The sequence below is a fragment of the Streptomyces synnematoformans genome (assembly GCF_039531005.1).
Taxonomy (GTDB): Bacteria; Actinomycetota; Actinomycetes; order Streptomycetales; family Streptomycetaceae; genus Streptomyces; species Streptomyces synnematoformans.
On the sequence record NZ_BAAAPF010000185.1, the window covers coordinates 1 to 14,523 of the forward strand.

General features: G+C 75.1%; 17 protein-coding genes. 8 read left to right on the forward strand and 9 right to left on the reverse strand.

The window, feature by feature from the left end; genetic code table 11:
• From ABD317_RS23765 to bioB, 3 genes are all read right to left on the reverse strand, one after another.
• The coding region (locus tag ABD317_RS23765; RefSeq protein WP_344291959.1) for an AAA family ATPase at nt 1-154 on the reverse strand (154 nt) is incomplete at its 3' end.
• A 24-nt stretch (nt 155-178) separates the two neighbouring features.
• Nucleotides 179-1,483, reverse strand: coding sequence for an adenosylmethionine--8-amino-7-oxononanoate transaminase (locus ABD317_RS23770; RefSeq protein WP_344291946.1), 1,305 nt, complete (start codon nt 1,481-1,483; stop codon nt 179-181).
• Nucleotides 1,476-2,612: a biotin synthase BioB gene (gene bioB, locus ABD317_RS23775; protein WP_027757610.1), complete on the reverse strand. Its 1,137-nt coding sequence runs from the start codon at nt 2,610-2,612 to the stop codon at nt 1,476-1,478. Before bioB ends, ABD317_RS23770 begins: the two co-directional genes overlap by 8 nt.
• 144 nt (nt 2,613-2,756) lie before the next feature.
• On the opposite strand from bioB, the gene ABD317_RS23780 reads away from it, so the two are divergent.
• Nucleotides 2,757-3,959 carry an 8-amino-7-oxononanoate synthase gene (locus ABD317_RS23780; protein ID WP_344291947.1) on the forward strand — a complete coding sequence of 401 codons (1,203 nt, stop codon included), beginning with the start codon at nt 2,757-2,759 and terminating at the stop codon, nt 3,957-3,959.
• Here ABD317_RS23780 and ABD317_RS23785 read toward each other — a convergent pair.
• Together ABD317_RS23785 and ABD317_RS23790 are read right to left on the reverse strand one after the other, a co-directional pair.
• Nucleotides 3,956-4,219 (reverse strand): DUF397 domain-containing protein, encoded by a 264-nt coding sequence (locus ABD317_RS23785; protein WP_344291948.1) that lies wholly within the window; start codon nt 4,217-4,219, stop codon nt 3,956-3,958. The genes ABD317_RS23780 and ABD317_RS23785 overlap by 4 nt on opposite strands.
• Entirely contained in the window at nt 4,216-5,088 is an 873-nt protein-coding gene (locus tag ABD317_RS23790) for a helix-turn-helix domain-containing protein (protein ID WP_344291949.1), read from the reverse strand. Before ABD317_RS23790 ends, ABD317_RS23785 begins: the two co-directional genes overlap by 4 nt.
• Nucleotides 5,089-5,326: 238 nt before the next feature.
• Between ABD317_RS23790 and ABD317_RS23795 the strand changes: the two genes are divergently transcribed.
• Together ABD317_RS23795 and ABD317_RS23800 are read left to right on the forward strand one after the other, a co-directional pair.
• Complete coding sequence (locus tag ABD317_RS23795; RefSeq protein ID WP_344291950.1) at nt 5,327-5,758, forward strand: ATP-binding protein; 432 nt, start codon at nt 5,327-5,329, stop codon at nt 5,756-5,758.
• Between the two features lie 51 nt (nt 5,759-5,809).
• Nucleotides 5,810-6,760 (forward strand): serine/threonine dehydratase, encoded by a 951-nt coding sequence (locus ABD317_RS23800; RefSeq protein ID WP_344291951.1) that lies wholly within the window; start codon nt 5,810-5,812, stop codon nt 6,758-6,760.
• Between the two features lie 9 nt (nt 6,761-6,769).
• Here ABD317_RS23800 and ABD317_RS23805 read toward each other — a convergent pair whose 3' ends face one another.
• The 3 genes from ABD317_RS23805 to ABD317_RS23815 all read right to left on the reverse strand — a co-directional run bounded on the left by ABD317_RS23805 (nt 6,770) and on the right by ABD317_RS23815 (nt 8,380).
• Nucleotides 6,770-7,339: a DUF6328 family protein gene (locus tag ABD317_RS23805; protein ID WP_344291952.1), complete on the reverse strand. Its 570-nt coding sequence runs from the start codon at nt 7,337-7,339 to the stop codon at nt 6,770-6,772.
• A gap of 75 nt (nt 7,340-7,414) precedes the next feature.
• Nucleotides 7,415-7,738, reverse strand: a complete 324-nt coding sequence (locus tag ABD317_RS23810) for a hypothetical protein (RefSeq protein ID WP_027757616.1) — start codon at nt 7,736-7,738, stop codon at nt 7,415-7,417.
• Between the two features lie 6 nt (nt 7,739-7,744).
• The gene (locus tag ABD317_RS23815) at nt 7,745-8,380 is read right to left on the reverse strand and encodes an ATP-dependent Clp protease proteolytic subunit (protein ID WP_344291953.1); all 636 of its coding nucleotides are present in this window, start codon (nt 8,378-8,380) and stop codon (nt 7,745-7,747) included.
• Nucleotides 8,381-8,455: 75 nt separating this feature from the next.
• On the opposite strand from ABD317_RS23815, the gene ABD317_RS23820 reads away from it, so the two are divergent.
• The 5 genes from ABD317_RS23820 to ABD317_RS23840 all read left to right on the forward strand — a co-directional run bounded on the left by ABD317_RS23820 (nt 8,456) and on the right by ABD317_RS23840 (nt 13,812).
• Entirely contained in the window at nt 8,456-8,764 is a 309-nt protein-coding gene (locus ABD317_RS23820; RefSeq protein WP_344291954.1) for a type II toxin-antitoxin system Phd/YefM family antitoxin, read from the forward strand.
• Between the two features lie 106 nt (nt 8,765-8,870).
• The gene (locus ABD317_RS23825; protein ID WP_344291955.1) at nt 8,871-9,380 is read left to right on the forward strand and encodes a cupin domain-containing protein; all 510 of its coding nucleotides are present in this window, start codon (nt 8,871-8,873) and stop codon (nt 9,378-9,380) included.
• Nucleotides 9,381-9,564: 184 nt separating this feature from the next.
• Nucleotides 9,565-11,808 (forward strand): MMPL family transporter, encoded by a 2,244-nt coding sequence (locus ABD317_RS23830; RefSeq protein ID WP_344291956.1) that lies wholly within the window; start codon nt 9,565-9,567, stop codon nt 11,806-11,808.
• A 7-nt stretch (nt 11,809-11,815) separates the two neighbouring features.
• Nucleotides 11,816-13,120: a sensor histidine kinase gene (locus ABD317_RS23835; protein WP_344291957.1), complete on the forward strand. Its 1,305-nt coding sequence runs from the start codon at nt 11,816-11,818 to the stop codon at nt 13,118-13,120.
• Nucleotides 13,117-13,812, forward strand: a complete 696-nt coding sequence (locus ABD317_RS23840) for a response regulator (protein WP_027757621.1) — start codon at nt 13,117-13,119, stop codon at nt 13,810-13,812. The genes ABD317_RS23835 and ABD317_RS23840 overlap by 4 nt, the downstream gene beginning before the upstream one ends.
• Nucleotides 13,813-13,854: 42 nt before the next feature.
• Here ABD317_RS23840 and ABD317_RS23845 read toward each other — a convergent pair.
• Nucleotides 13,855-14,523 (reverse strand): TIGR02452 family protein (locus tag ABD317_RS23845; protein ID WP_344291958.1); only part of this gene is annotated, 669 nt, incomplete at its 5' end.

The following is a 14,523-nucleotide window of genomic DNA, read 5'->3' on the forward strand; positions in this document are numbered from 1 at the left end:
CGTCGCCCGGCTCGCCGGGCGCCACGCCGGTCTGCGCCGGCTTGAGCACGGCCACCGAGCGGCCCCGCGCCAGCGCCGCGGCGGCCACCGCGGCGGTGACGACCGTCTTGCCCACGCCGGTCGAGGTTCCGGTGACCACGAGCACGCTGCCCATCGCCGCGTCTCCCCCCCCCGCCCGTCAGCCGGCCGCCGCCGCGGCGCGTACGGCGGCGCACACCCGGGCGAGGTCGGCGTCCCCGGTCACGTACGGCGGCATGGTGTAGATCAGGTCGCGGAACGGCCGCAGCCACACCCCCGCGCCGACCGCGGCCCGGGTGGCGGCGGCCATGTCCACGGGGTGGTCGAGCTGGACGACGCCGACGGCGCCCAGCACCCGCACGTCCACGACTCCCGGCAGCTGCGCCGCCCCGGCGAGACCTTCCCGCAGCCCGCTCTCGATGCGCTTGACGTCCTCGCGCCAGCCGCCGTCGGCCAGCAGGTCGAGCGAGGCCAGCGCGACGGCCGAGGCCAGCGGGTTGCCCATGAACGTCGGGCCGTGGGCGAGCACCGGCACCTCGCCCGCCGAGATGCCCGCCGCGACCTCGGGCGTGCACAGCGTCGCGGCCATCGACAGGTAGCCGCCGGTCAGCGCCTTGCCGACGCACATCACGTCGGGCGTGACGCCGGCGTGGTCCGCGGCGAAGAACTCGCCGGTGCGGCCGAAGCCGGTGGCGATCTCGTCGAACACCAGCAGCACCCCGTGCTCGTCGCACGCCTCGCGCAGCACCCGCAGATAGCCGGGCGAGGTGAAGCGCATGCCGCCGGCGCCCTGGATGACCGGCTCCACGACGACCGCGGCCAGCTCGTCCGCGTGCCGTGCCACGAGGTCGCGCAGCTCTCGTTCGTACGCCCCGGAGACCGGCGCGTCGAAGCCCGCCGGCGGCACCCCGGCGAACAGCTGCCGCGGCAGCACGCCGGACCACAGCCCGTGCATGCCGCCCTCCGGGTCGCAGACCGACATCGGCTGCCAGGTGTCCCCGTGGTAGCCGCCGCGCCACGTCATCAGCCGGTGCTTGCCCGGCCGGCCGCGCGAACGCCAGTACTGCAGGCACATCTTGACCGCGACCTCGACCGACACCGAACCCGAGTCGCTGAGGAAGACGTGCCGCAGCGGCTCCGGCGCGACCTCCACCAGCCGGGCCGCCAGCCGCACCGCCGGCTCGTGGGTGAGCCCGCCGAACATCACGTGGCTCATGCGCTCCAGCTGCCCGCGGGCGGCGGCGTCGAGCGCGGGGTGCCGGTAGCCGTGGATCGCCGACCACCACGACGACATCCCGTCGACCAGCTCGTCCACGCCCCACGCCGGCTCGGCCAGCCGCAGCCGCACGCCCGCGGCGGAGGAGACGACCAGCGGCTCCTGTCGGCCGGGCATGGGCCCGTAGGGGTGCCAGACGTGCTCGCGGTCCAGGTCGAGCAGCCGCCGGGGCGGCAACGGCTCAGGCATTCGGCGGCAGTTCCGTTCCGGCCCCGCGGCGCCGTACGGCGACCAGGTCCGTACGCGCCGTCCCCGCCGTTCCCGCCTCCCGCACCGGCTCGCCGGCGGGCGGGTCCGCCGCGGCCGGCCCGTCCGCGCGGTGCGGCGGCAGCGTCGTCGTCCCCGCCTCCTCCACCTCGAACCCGGCGTCGGCGATCATCTCCAGGTCCGCCTTTCCCGCCTGCCCCTCGCTGGTCAGATAGTCGCCGAGGAACACCGAGTTGGCCAGGTGCAGGGCCAGCGGCTGCAGCGTCCGCAGGTGGATCTCCCGCCCGCCGGCCAGCCGCACCTCCACGTCCGGGCACACGAACCGCGTCATCGCGAGGATCTTCAGGCAGCGCCGCGGTGTGAGGTCCCACTCCCCGGCCAGCGGCGTGCCCTCGAACGGGATGAGGAAGTTGACCGGCACCGAGTCCGGGTCCAGCGCGCGCAGCGCGAAGACCACGTCCACCAGGTCCTCGTCGCTCTCGCCCATCCCCGCGATGAGCCCGGAGCACGCCGACATCCCGGCCGCCTGCGCCTGCTGCACGGTCTGCACGCGGTCCTCGTAGCCGTGGGTGGTGCAGATGTCCGCGTACGTCGCCTCGGAGGTGTTGAGGTTGTGGTTGTACGCGTCCGCGCCCGCCGACTTCAGCCGCTCCGCCTGGCCGTCGGAGAGCAGCCCGAGGCAGGCGCACACCTCCACGTCGCCGTGCCGGTCCTTGATGGCGGCGATGGTCTCGGAGACGCGGTCGACGTCCCGGTCGGTGGGCCCGCGTCCGCTGGCGACCAGACAGACCCGCTTGGCGCCGCCCGCCACCCCGGCCGCCGCCGCCTCGGCCGCCTCGTCGGCCTTCAGCCACGAGTACTTGAGGATCCCCGCCCCGGAGCCCAGTCGCTGCGAGCAGTACGAACAGTCCTCGGGGCACAGCCCCGACTTGAGATTGACCAGGTAGTTCAGTTTCACCCGGCGGCCGAAGAACGCCCGGCGCACCCTCCCGGCGGCCGCGACGACGTCGAGGACGTCCTCGTCCGGGGTGCGCAGCACGGCCAGGGCCTCGTCCCGGGTGGGCGCCTCGCGCCGCAGTCCCTTGTCCACCAGCGTCGAAAGCAGGTCCATGGCGCCGATCCTCGCCCACCGCACCGGCCCGGGCCAATGGGGTATCGCACAACGGGTGCCGATGTCTTCTGTGCTCATCGCCACACCCCCGCGCGCCCACGCGCGCACTACGGTGCAGACACTGCCCGCCGAACAAGGAACCGCATGCCCCGTCACGCCTTCGACTGGATCGACGCGCAGGCCGAAGCGCGGCGGCGCGCCGGTCTGGTGCGCGCGGTGCGCCCCCGCGCGCACGACGACCCGCTGCTCGACCTGTACGGCAACGACTACCTCGGTCTCGCCCGGCACCCCGAGGTCACCGCCGCCGCGGCCGGTGCGGCCCGCCGCTGGGGCGCGGGCGCCACCGGCTCCCGGCTCGTCAGCGGCAGCACCGGGCTGCACGCGGAGCTGGAGAGCGAACTCGCGGCGTTCTGCGGCTTCGAGGCCGGGCTCGTCCTCTCTTCCGGCTACGCCGCCAACCTCGCCGCCGTCACCGCTCTGAGCGACCGCGGCACCCTCGTGGTCTCGGACGCGGGCAACCACGCCTCGCTCATCGACGGCTGCCGGCTCTCCCGGGCCGACGTCGTCGTCGTCCCGCACGCCGACGCGAAGGCGGCGGCCAAGGCGCTCGACGGCTTCGCCGGACGGGCCCTGGCGGTCTCCGACGGGGTCTTCTCCGTCGACGGCGACGCCGCGGACCTGCCCGCGCTGGCGGCGGTGTGCCGCGCCCACGGGGCCGGGCTGCTGGTGGACGACGCCCACGGGCTCGGCGTGCTCGGGGACGGCGGACGCGGCTCGCTGCACGCGGCGGGCCTGACGGGCGCCGCCGACGTCGTCGCCACCGTCACGCTGTCGAAGGCGCTGGGCAGCCAGGGCGGCGCGGTGCTGGGGCCGGTGCGGGTGATCGAGCACCTGGTGAACACCGCGCGCACGTTCATCGAGGAGACCGCCCTCGACCCCGCCGCCGCCGGCGCGGCGCTCGCCGCGCTGCGGCTGCTGCGCAGTGAACCGGAGCGGGCCGCGGCGGCCGGGGAGGCGGCGCAGCGGCTGCACGGCGGGCTCACGGCCGCCGGGCTGACGGCCGTACGCCCCGACGCGGCGGTGGTGTCGGTACGCGCCCCGTCGCCCGAGGCGGCGGTGGCGTGGGCGGCGGCGTGCCGCGGGGCGGGGGTGGCGGTCGGCTGCTTCCGCCCGCCGTCGGTCCCCGACGGCATCGCGCGGCTGCGGCTGACCGCCCGCGCCGACCTGACGGAGCAGCAGGTGGACACCGCCGTCGAGACGGTGGTACGGACGGCGCCCGCGGTCCCGGAGCCGGCACCCGGGCGCACCGGAGCACCCGGGGCCCGGCGTGCGGGACCCGCGCGCTAGGCGTACGGGCCCCGCGCGCCCGGCGCGAACTCGTCGTCCCTGACCGCCGCGACGAACGCGCGCCACGCCTCGGCCCGGAACAGCAGCGCGGGCCCCTCCGCGTCGGCGGAGTCCCGCACGGCGAGCAGCCCGCCGGACCCCGGCCCCACGGGAAAGGCGGCCTCGACGCAGTTGTTCGCCCCCGTGCTGTACGAACTGCGCCGCCACCGGATGCCGTGGAGTGCCGTAGCGGAGGAGACGTACCGAGGCATGGCGGTCATGGTGCCTCCTTTGCGTCCGCGCCGAGCGCGGCGATGAACGACATGGACCCCTTGTGCGAAAGGGCGCTCGCCTGCAGCGAAGCAAAGGCGGTCAGGTACGCCCGTAAGTCTTCTTTCCTTTCCAGGTGGATGCTACTCATCAAATGGTCGACAACGACCACGTCGAGATCAGGGCTGCGCGAATAGGAGAAGATAACGAAAGGCCCGGTGAGGCCGACGTGCTCGCCGGCGGAAAAGGGCAGGATCTGCACGCGCACGTGCGGAAGCGCGCCCATCCGGCGCAGGTGCCGCAGCTGCTCGGCCATCACTCCCGGACCGCCCACGCGCCGCCGCAGCACCGCCTCGTCGAGCACCGCGTGCAGCCGCGGCGGGCGCGCCGAGCGCAGCACCGCCTGCCGCGCTATCCGCACCTCCACCAGCGACTCCACCTCACGGCGCGGCGCGCCGGCGACGGCCGCCCGGGTCACCGCCAGCGCGTACCGCCGCGTCTGCAGCAGCCCCGGGACCACCGACGTCTCCAGGGTGCGCACCGCGGACGCCTCCGCCTCCAGGCTGATGAAGTCCCGGTACGCGGCCGGCAGCAGCTCCCGGTACGCGCTCCACCAGCGGTCCCCGCCCCCGTCGCGCGGCGCCGCGGCCAGCGACTCCAGCAGCGTGCGCAGCTCGGGGTCGGTGACCCCGTACGCGTCGAGCAGCCTTACCACGTCGGCTGCCTTGGCCGCCGACCTGCCGGTCTCCATGCGGCTGATCTTCGACTGGTGCCAGCCGACCAGCTGCGCCGCCTGCCCGCTGGTCAGCCCCGCCTCGCCGCGCAGCCTGCGCAGCTCCGCACCCAGCTTGGCGCGGCGTACCGCCGGCCCACTGCGCATGACGCCCCTCCCGGCCGCTCCGCCGAACGCGTAACAACCGTCAGTCTGCCGTCCGAATACGGTCTCTCACGGCAGAGTTCACCGCTTCGAGCGACAGATATATGCATAACCTGGTGGCGGGCCCGCGCGCCGGGCACGATCGGTGGCACCGCGACGCGGACAACAACCCGAAGAGGTCCTCGACTTCAGCGGGCACGCGTCGGAGTCCGGCACTCATGTGCGAAAGGACGGCGTCGCAATGGCAGACCACCGCGAAGCATCCGTCACGCTGCCCAGTGAGGCCGCTTCGGTTGCGCAGGCGCGGAAATATGTCACTGACATTCTCGGGAAATGGGGTCTGCCGGAAGGCGCGGACGCGGCGGACACGGTCCGGCTCGTCGTCTCGGAGCTGGCCACGAACGCCGTCCAGCACACCCGCGGGCAGTCCCCGACGTTCACCGTGCGGCTGCTGCTCGTACGGGACGAGCAGGTGCGCGTCGGGGTCAGCGACAGCCACCCGCGGTGGCCGCGCCGGCTGCCCGCCGCCGTCCAGCAGGACAACGGGCGGGGCCTGGCCATCGTCCGGTGCCTCGTCGCGGAGTCGGGCGGACGGCTGTCCGTCGCCGCCGCCGACGACGGCGGCAAGACGGTCTGGATCGCCCTGCCCTGGCGGGCGGTGCCGGAGCCCTGAAGCAGCGGCCCCGCGTCCCGCCCGCCCACCGCGCTGGTCCATCCTGGAGGCATGACCGAGCAGCCCGTCAGCCACGAGGACGTCCACGGCGCCGCGGAGCGCATCGCGGGACGGGTCCGCCCGGTCGCCGTCACGCCCGCGGACGCGGAGGTGGCACCGGACGCCGAGGTGTGGTTCGCCCTTGAGTTCCTCCAGCACACCGGCTCCTTCAAAGCGCGCGGCGCCCTGAACTTCACCGCCGCCCACGCCGCCGCCGGACGGATGCCGGACGCCGGCGTGCTCATCGCCTCCGGCGGCAACGCCGGGCTCGCCTGCGCCTGGGCGGCCGCCCGGCACGGCGTGCCCGCGCAGGTCTTCCTGCCGGTCACCGCGCCGGAGTTCAAGGTCGAGCGGCTGCGCGGCCTCGGTGCCGACGTGCGGCTGGCGGGCCGGACGTACGGCGAGGCGCTGGCCGCGTCGCGCGCGCTGGCCGCCGAGACCGGTGCGCTCACCTCGCACGCCTACGACCACCCGCTGATCTCCGCCGGCGCCGGGACGCTGCTGCCGGAGATCGCGGCCGCGGTGCCCGGCGGCGTCGACACCGTCGTCGTCGCGGTCGGCGGCGGCGGGCTGTACGCGGGTGTGGCCGCGGCCGCCGCGCGGCACGGCATCGGCGTCGTCGCCGTCGAGCCGGAGAACTGCCGGGCGCTGAACGCCGCGCTGGCCGCCGGGGAGGTGGTCGACGTCCCCGTCGACTCCGTCGCCGCGGACTCCCTGGGCGCGTCCCGTACGTCCCGCGACGCGCTGGCCTGGGCGCAGCGGCCGGGCACCACCTCGGTGCTCGTCACCGACGCCGGCATCGCGACGGCCCGGCGGCGGCTGTGGGACGACCACCGGCTCGTCGTCGAGCACGCCGCGGGCACGGCGCTCGCGGCGCTGACCACGGGCGCGTACAAGCCGCGGGCGGGGGAGCGGGTGGCCGTCGTGCTCTGCGGCGCGAACACCGACCCGGGCACGCTCTGACGGCCGGGCTCACCCCCGTCCGTCGTCCCGCCGCGCCGACCCGGCAAGGGACCTGCCCAGCCCCCACGGCAGCACCGCCCACAGCCCCGCGGTGAACACCAGCACGGACGCGCCCGCCGCCACCCCCTCCGCACGCCCCAGGACCACGTCCACCACGAGCATCACCGCGCCGGACAGCGCGAGCGCCAGCACACCCAGCCCCGCGGCCGCCAGCCGCGAGGACACGTCGACGATGCGGCGTTTCGCCCGGCGCCGGAACAGCCCCCGGTGCACCGCCGCGGGGGCGGTGAAGAGCACCGCCGCGGCCACGGACAGCAGCAGCGTCGTCACGTACGTCCCGCGCTGCAGCGCGTCCAGCTCGGTGAAGCGCTCGGTGAACGCGAGGGTCAGCAGGAAGGCGAAGAGGATCTGTACGCCCGTCTGCGTCACCCGCAGCTCCTGGAGCAGCTCCACGAAGTTGCGGTCGTCCCGCTCCAGCGGGGTCTCGCGGCGCGTCGGCACCACGGATGCCGCCGGCTCCTCCGTCTGCGCGGCCGGCTCCGCCGCACCGTGCCCGTCCTCGTTCCGGTTTCGCTCCATGTACTTTCCGCTAGCCCGCTCGCCGCGTCCTACTCCTCGTCTACCACCGGCGGCGCCTCCGCGCCCGCCGGCCCGTCACGGCGCCCCGTCGGGCTCCCGCGGCCCGGGCGGCACCGCCACCAGCCGGCTGCGCCGCTCCCCGTCGAGCACCCGCAGGGCGCGTGCCATCGTCGCCGCGTGGATACGGCTCTCGCGCCGCTCGTGCATCAGCGCCAGCGCGTCCCGCAGCCCGGCGGCGGTGCGTACGAGCGCCTGCGCGGCGCGCAGGCCGGCGTACGTGTCCGTGCCGCGCGCCGGGTTGATCCGGCCCAGCTGGTCGACCGCCTCCAGATAGCGGTCGACCAGCTCCGCCTCCGCGCGCGTCAGCGCGGGCAGCGGCGGCAGTTCGGGCGGCAGCATGCCCGGTCACCTCCCGTAGCGCGGTGACCCCGTGCCCTTGCGGCTCTCGGTCAGCCGGTCGGCCAGCCCGTACGCGACGGCCGCCGGGGCGTCGAGGATCTTGTCGCGCTCGATGTCCGTGCGGATCTGCTCGACCGGGGTGCCGGAGTGCTTGGCGAGCAGCTCCTCCAGCAGCTCGCGGTGGCGCAGCAGCTCCCGTGCGTGGATCTCCAGGTCGGTCGCCTGCCCGCGCACCGGCTCGGCGAACGACGGCTGGTGGATGAGCACCCGCGCGCCGGGCAGCACGTAGCGCTTGCCGGGGGTGCCCGCGGCCAGCAGCACGGCGGCGGCGGACGCCGCCTGGCCGAGGCAGACGGTCTCGATGTCGCTGGTCACGAACTGCATCGTGTCGTAGATCGCGGTCATCGCGGTGAACGAGCCGCCGGGCGAGTTGAGGTAGAGCGAGATGTCCTGGTCGGGAGCGGCGTGCTCCAGATGCATGAGCTGGGCCATCACGTCGTTCGCCGAGACGTCGTCGATCTGGGTGCCGAGGAAGACGATCCGCTCCTCCAGCAGCTTCGCGTACGGATCCTGGGTGCGCGTCCCGCTGCTCGTGCGCTCGGTGAACTCCGGCAGCACGTAGCGCGCCGTGGGCCTGTCCATGGTCTGCAGCACCTCTCCCTCTCCGCGGCTCTCCGTAAAAAATGTACAGGATGTACATCCGGTTATGCTGGGAGCATGGCGTACGAAATTCCGGTGACGCAAGCCCGTGCGGAGCTGGCCGATCTGATCAACCGCGTGGTCTACGGCGGCGAGCGGGTCGTGGTCACCCGCCACGGCCGCCCCCTCGTGGCCCTGGTCTCCGCCGCCGACCTGGAGAAACTCGACGATCTTGAGAACCCGCCGGCCGAGGAACAGGTGATCACCACGGTCTCCGGCGTACGCCCGGCGCCCACCGCCGGATCTGCCACCGGCGAACGCCCCTTCGGCATCGCCGCCGAGCACCGCGCCCCCGACACCCGCGCGCACGGCGAGGGCCCGGCCTAGGCCCCGGGACCTCGGACCGGCGGCGGCGAAGATCGTCCGGTGGCCCGATGCCGCCCCCGCGGCGCCCGGGACACGATGCCGGGAGACCCGCCGGAAGGAGCGCACCGTGTCGTACCCCGAGGACCTCGCCTACCCCGAGCCCCGTTACCACGGCGACAGGGGCGAGGTGAACGCGGTGTTCCGGCCGGCCGGGGCACCGCCGGACCTCACCTCGCCGGGCGGCTTCACCCGCTACCTGGCCACCGGGCAGTCGACCGGCGGCGAGTTCGGCCTGTACGACGTGCAGCTCGGCCCGCGCTCGCCCGGGGCCAGGACGCACTTCCACAAGGCGATGGCGGAGTCCTTCTACGTGCTGTCCGGCGCGCTGGAGTTGTACGACGGCGACCGGTGGGTGACGGGGGGCGCGGGGGACTTCCTCTACGTGCCCGTCGGCGGGCTGCACGCCTTCAGGAACGCCACCGACGAGCCGGTCCGCATGCTGATGCTCTTCACCCCGGGCGCGCCGCGCGAGGAGTACTTCGAACGGGTCGCGGAGATGGCGCGGCGCGGCGGTGAGGAGCTGAAGCAGTTCCGCATCCGGCACGACAGCTACTTCGTCGAGGACTTCGAGGAGTAGCCCGCCCCGCCGCCGCACACCGGGTCCTGGTGCGTACGCACCAGGACCCGCCGGTGACCGGTCCGGGCGCACCAGGCGAAGACGGCCACGGCAGACGATGTTCCGCGAGGCACCGGGCGGGAGTGTGGGAAGCGCGCGAAATCCCGCGCTCTCCCCTCCTCCCGGTGTCTGGAGTGATCAAGAAGTGGCGACGTTTCTCTACCGGATCGGACGGTGGTCCTTCCGGCGGCGGCGGCTCGTGCTGCGCGTGTGGCTGGGCGCGCTGCTGCTGGCCATCGCCGGGGCCGCCGTCGCGCCGGCCGGGGAGGAGGAAGACCTCTCCATGCCCGGCACCGAATCGCAGCAGGCGTTCGACCTGCTCGACGAGCGCTTCCCCGACGGCAACTCGCAGGGCGCGGAGGCCCGCCTCGTGTTCCAGGCCCCCGACGGGCAGCGGGTGACGGCCGCGGAGCACCGGGCGGCGGTCGAGGACACGCTCGGCTCGCTGGCCGCAGGCGACCAGGTCGAGTCCGCCACCGACCCGTACGAGACCGGCGCGGTCAGCAAGGACGGCACCATCGCCTACTCCACGGTCACCTACTCCGTGGGAGCCGTCGACCTGACCGGCGAGACGAAGAGCGCCCTGGAGGACGCCGCGGACCAGGCCGGGGACGCCGGGCTGACCGTCGAGATCGGCGGGTCGGCGCTGGACGCCGAGGAGGAACCGGGCGGCACGACGGAGATCGTCGGCGTGGCGGTGGCCGCCCTGGTGCTGGTCCTCGCCCTCGGCTCGCTGGTCGCGGCCGGGCTGTCCCTGCTGACCGCCGTCGTGGGCGTGGCCATCGCCTTCGGACTGGTCTCCGCGCTGGCGGTGCCGCTCGGGCTGACGTCCACCGTCGCCATCCTGGCGCTGATGCTGGGGCTGGCCGTCGGCATCGACTACGCGCTCTTCATCACCTCCCGGTTCCGCGACGAACTCGCCCGGGTCGGCGATCCGGAGGAGGCCGCCGGCCGGGCGGTCGGCACGGCCGGGTCCGCCGTCGTCTTCGCGGGCGCGACCGTCTTCATCGCCCTGGTCGGACTGGGGGTCGTCGGCATCCCCGAGCTGACCCGGATGGGCATGGGCGGCGCGGGCGCCGTGGCGCTGGCCGTACTCGTCGCCCTGACCCTGGTCCCCGCGCTGTTCGGCTACTTCGGCCGGCGCGTCCTGTCCCGGCGCGTCCGCAAGGCCCTCCGGCGGGGCGGCGAGCGCCCGCACGCGCTGCCCGCCGCGGCCGGCCGGCCCGGGCTGGGCGACCGCTGGGCGCGGTTCGTGCTGCGCCGTCCGGTGGCGGTGCTGCTGACCGCCGGACTCGGTCTCGGCGCCGTCGCCGTGCCGGCGCTCAGCCTCGAACTCGGGCTGCCCGGAGACGAGTCCAAGTCGGTGGAGACCACCCAGCGCCGCGCCTACGACCTGCTGTCGGAAGGCTTCGGCCCCGGCTTCAACGGCCCGCTGACCGTGGTCGTGGACAACGCGGAGGCCGCGGACGCCGAGGCCGCGACCGACCGGGTCGTCGAGACCGTACGGGGCGTCGACGGGGTCGCGTCGGTCGGCGATCCGCAGTTCGACGAGGCCGGGGACACGGCCGTCCTCACCGCCGTCCCGGAGACCGCACCGAACAGCGCCGAGACCAAGGACCTGGTGCACGAGATCCGGGACGCGGGCGCCGGCGTCGAGGCCGGCACGGGTGCCGACGTCCTGGTGACCGGCACCACCGCGATGAACATCGACATCTCCGAGGCCATGGCCGACGCCCTCCTGCCGTATCTGACCGTGGTCATCGGGCTGGCGGTGCTGCTGCTCCTGGTGGTCTTCCGCTCGGTCCTGGTGCCGCTCAAGGCCGCGCTCGGCTTCCTGCTGTCGGTGGGTGCCGCCTTCGGCGTGCTCGTCGCCGTCTTCCAGTGGGGCTGGGCGGCGGACCTGCTCGGCATCGAGCAGACCGGACCGGTGATGTCGCTGATGCCGATCCTCATCATCGGCATCGTGTTCGGCCTCGCCATGGACTACGAGGTCTTCCTCCTCACCCGGATGCGGGAGGCCTACGTCCACGGCGCGTCCCCCGGCGAGGCGATCGCGGGCGGGTTCCGGCACAGCGGACGTGTGGTGGCCGCCGCGGCGATCATCATGATCAGCGTGTTCGCCGGGTTCGTCGGGATGAACAGCCCGACGATCCAGACGATGGGCGTCGGCCTGGCCGCCGCCGTCGCCTTCGACGCCTTCGTCGTCCGGATGGCGATCGTGCCCGCGGTGCTGGCGCTGCTGGGCCACCGGGCCTGGTGGCTGCCTCGTATCCTGAACCGTGTGCTGCCGAACGTGGACATTGAGGGGGAGGCGCTGAGCAGGCGCGTCCCGCCCCCCGCGGCCGGACCGGACGCGGCGGTGCAGCGGCTCCCCGTCGGCCGGCAGTGAGCCGGCCGTGACGGACCCGGCCGGCGGCGTTGCGCCACCACGTCGTACGCGGTGGCGGGAGACGGCGATCGTCGCGACCGCGTTCACGCTCTGCCTCCTCGGCGGCGTGGTGCAGGTCGACGACACGCTGACACCGCCGCCGGCTGCCGCCTACGCCGTCGCCGTGGCGTCCTGTGCCGTGCTGCCCGTACGGCACCGGGCGCCCCTGGCCGCCCTGGCGGCCACGACCGCGGCGGGCCTGCTGGTACCGCCCCTGGGCCTGCTGCTGAGCCCGCCGATCATCGCCCCCGCCGTGATCGCCGCCTACGCCTACGCCTTCCGCGCGCCCACCGAGCGGCGCGCGGCGGGCGCGGTGTCGCTCGCCGCCGCCGCGCTGCTGCTCGCCGCCACCCCCTGGTTCGACGACCTCTCCTGGCAGGACGCGAGCCGCATGGGCTCCGTGGCGGCGTTCCCGCTGGTGGCCGGCGTGCTCGGGCACTCGGCGCACAACCGGCGGGCCTACCTGGCGGCCGTGGAGGAGCGCGCCCGGCGGGCGGAGAAGAGCCGGGAGAGCGAGGCGCGCCGCAGGGTGGCCGAGGAACGGCTGCGCATCGCCCGGGAGCTGCACGACCTGGTGGCCCACCAGATCACCCTGGCCAACGCGCAGGCCGCGGTCGCCTCCCACCTCTTCGACGTCCGGCCGGAGCAGACCCGCCAGAGCCTCAGGGAACTCGTGCTGACCACCGGCGACGCGCTCGACGACCTGCGCGCCACGGTCGGGCTGCTGCGCGAGTCCGGGGACGCAGCCGAGCCCGCAGAACCGGCGCCCGGGCTGTCCCGGCTCCCCACGCTGCTGGAGTCCTTCGGCCGGGCGGGGCTGGCGGTGTCGCTCGACCAGGAGGGCGCGGCCAGGCCGCTGCCGCCGGGAGTGGACCTCACCGCGTACCGCATCGTCCAGGAGGCCCTGACCAACGTGACCAAGCACGCCGGCACCGGCACCGCCCGGGTGCGCCTGGTCTGGAACCGCGATCGCGTGACCATCACCGTCGCCGACGACGGCGGCGGTGCGGCGCCTCCCGCGTCCGGGCCCCCGGACCGCCCGCCCGGCTACGGCCTCATCGGGATGCGCGAACGCGCCACCGCGGTCGGGGGCCGGCTCTCCGCGGGGCGGCGGCCGGAGGGCGGCTTCCTGGTCACCACCCGGCTGCCGCTGCCGCCCGCCAAGGACGGGGCGACCGGGCCGGCCGGGGGACGTCCTGCCGACGCGACGGCGGACGGCGGCCGCGGCGCCGAGACGCGTACGGACGACGGAGAGGATGGGGAGGAGCCGTGACGACGCTGCGGGTACTGCTCGCCGACGACCAGGCGCTGCTGCGCAGCGCCTTCCGGATGCTGCTCGACACCGCCGACGACATCACCGTCGTCGGCGAGGCCGCGGACGGCGGGGAGGCGGTGAGCCTCACCCGCGAACTGCGCCCGGACGTGGTGGTCATGGACATCCGCATGCCCGAGGTGGACGGGCTCACCGCCACCTCCCGGATCGCGGCCGACCCGGAGCTGCGGGGCAGCCGCATCCTGATCCTCACCACGTACGAGACCGACGAGTACGTCGCCCAGGCGCTGCGCGCCGGGGCCGGCGGCTTCATCGGCAAGGGCATCGGCGCCGGGGAACTGGTGGACGCCGTCCGTACGATCGCCGCCGGCGACACCCTGCTGTCGCCCGCCGCGACCCGCTCCCTGGTCGCCCGCTTCCTGGCCACCCCGGACGGCGCACCGCGGAACAACCCGGAACGCCTCGCCGTGCTCACCCCGCGCGAGCGCGAGATGGTGGCCCTGGTCGCGACCGGCCTGTCCAACCAGGAGATCGCCGAGCAGATGTTCCTGAGCCCGTTCACCGTCCGCGCCCACGTGCAGCGCGCGATGACGAAGCTGGAGGCCCGCGACCGGGCGCAGCTCGTCGTCATCGCGTACCGCACGGGCCTGGTGCGGGCCGCCCCCGACGACGGCGCCGGGCACGGGGCGTGAGCGCCGCGGCCGTACGGGCGCCGACGCCGTCAGCAGGTGCCGTCAGCCGGTGCCGAGCGAGGCGAACGCGGCCTCGAACGCCGCCCGGTTCGCCGAGCGCGGCTGCCGGTCCCACACGGCGAACACCAGCCGCGGGAACCGACCCGCGAAGCGCCCGCCGGGTCCCAGGTGCGTACGGAACGCCGCCGCCACCTGCGCCGGGTCGTTGCGGAACACGCCGCAGCCCCACGCGCCGAGCACCAGCGCCGTCACCTCCGCGACGGCCGCCACCTCCAGCACCCGTTCCGCACGCCCGGCGAGCGCCGCGGGGATCCGGCCCGTCTCCGCCGGCGTGCGCTGGGCGATGACGCCGGCGTTGGGGGCGGCGGAGGTGAGGAAGTCGACCTCGTACGGCTCGTCGAGGAGCGCGCCGGCGTCGTCGCGGAACACCGGGACGCCGGGGGAGTGGATGACGCGGTGGGTGTAGAAGGGGCTGCGGTCGGCGCGGTGGGCGGCGTAGAACTCCGGCGCCCGCAGCAGCGCCGGGTAGAGCGCGGAGGCCCGGCACAGCTCCTCCTCCTGCGCGCGGGCGCCGCGCACGTACCCGCCGCCGGGGTTGCGGGCCGAGGAGAAGTTGAGCACCCCGACGCGCCCGCCCCCGCCGGCGCCCACCCGCCGCGCGGCGGCCAGCGATGTCTCGGCGGTCACCCGGGCGGGCGCGGCCGGGGTGGC

What these genes read in the sequence shown, in the direction of transcription:
- ABD317_RS23770 (WP_344291946.1), bottom strand. Translation starts at nt 1,483, where the DNA reads ATGCCTGAGCCGTTGCCGCCCCGGCGGCTGCTCGACCTGGACCGCGAG.
- ABD317_RS23815 (WP_344291953.1), bottom strand. Translation starts at nt 8,380, where the DNA reads ATGGACAGGCCCACGGCGCGCTACGTGCTGCCGGAGTTCACCGAGCGC.
- ABD317_RS23780 (WP_344291947.1), top strand. Translation starts at nt 2,757, where the DNA reads ATGCCCCGTCACGCCTTCGACTGGATCGACGCGCAGGCCGAAGCGCGG.
- ABD317_RS23790 (WP_344291949.1), bottom strand. Translation starts at nt 5,088, where the DNA reads ATGCGCAGTGGGCCGGCGGTACGCCGCGCCAAGCTGGGTGCGGAGCTG.
- ABD317_RS23785 (WP_344291948.1), bottom strand. Translation starts at nt 4,219, where the DNA reads ATGACCGCCATGCCTCGGTACGTCTCCTCCGCTACGGCACTCCACGGC.
- ABD317_RS23810 (WP_027757616.1), bottom strand. Translation starts at nt 7,738, where the DNA reads ATGCTGCCGCCCGAACTGCCGCCGCTGCCCGCGCTGACGCGCGCGGAG.
- ABD317_RS23795 (WP_344291950.1), top strand. Translation starts at nt 5,327, where the DNA reads ATGGCAGACCACCGCGAAGCATCCGTCACGCTGCCCAGTGAGGCCGCT.
- bioB (WP_027757610.1), bottom strand. Translation starts at nt 2,612, where the DNA reads ATGGACCTGCTTTCGACGCTGGTGGACAAGGGACTGCGGCGCGAGGCG.
- ABD317_RS23805 (WP_344291952.1), bottom strand. Translation starts at nt 7,339, where the DNA reads ATGGAGCGAAACCGGAACGAGGACGGGCACGGTGCGGCGGAGCCGGCC.
- ABD317_RS23820 (WP_344291954.1), top strand. Translation starts at nt 8,456, where the DNA reads ATGGCGTACGAAATTCCGGTGACGCAAGCCCGTGCGGAGCTGGCCGAT.
- ABD317_RS23800 (WP_344291951.1), top strand. Translation starts at nt 5,810, where the DNA reads ATGACCGAGCAGCCCGTCAGCCACGAGGACGTCCACGGCGCCGCGGAG.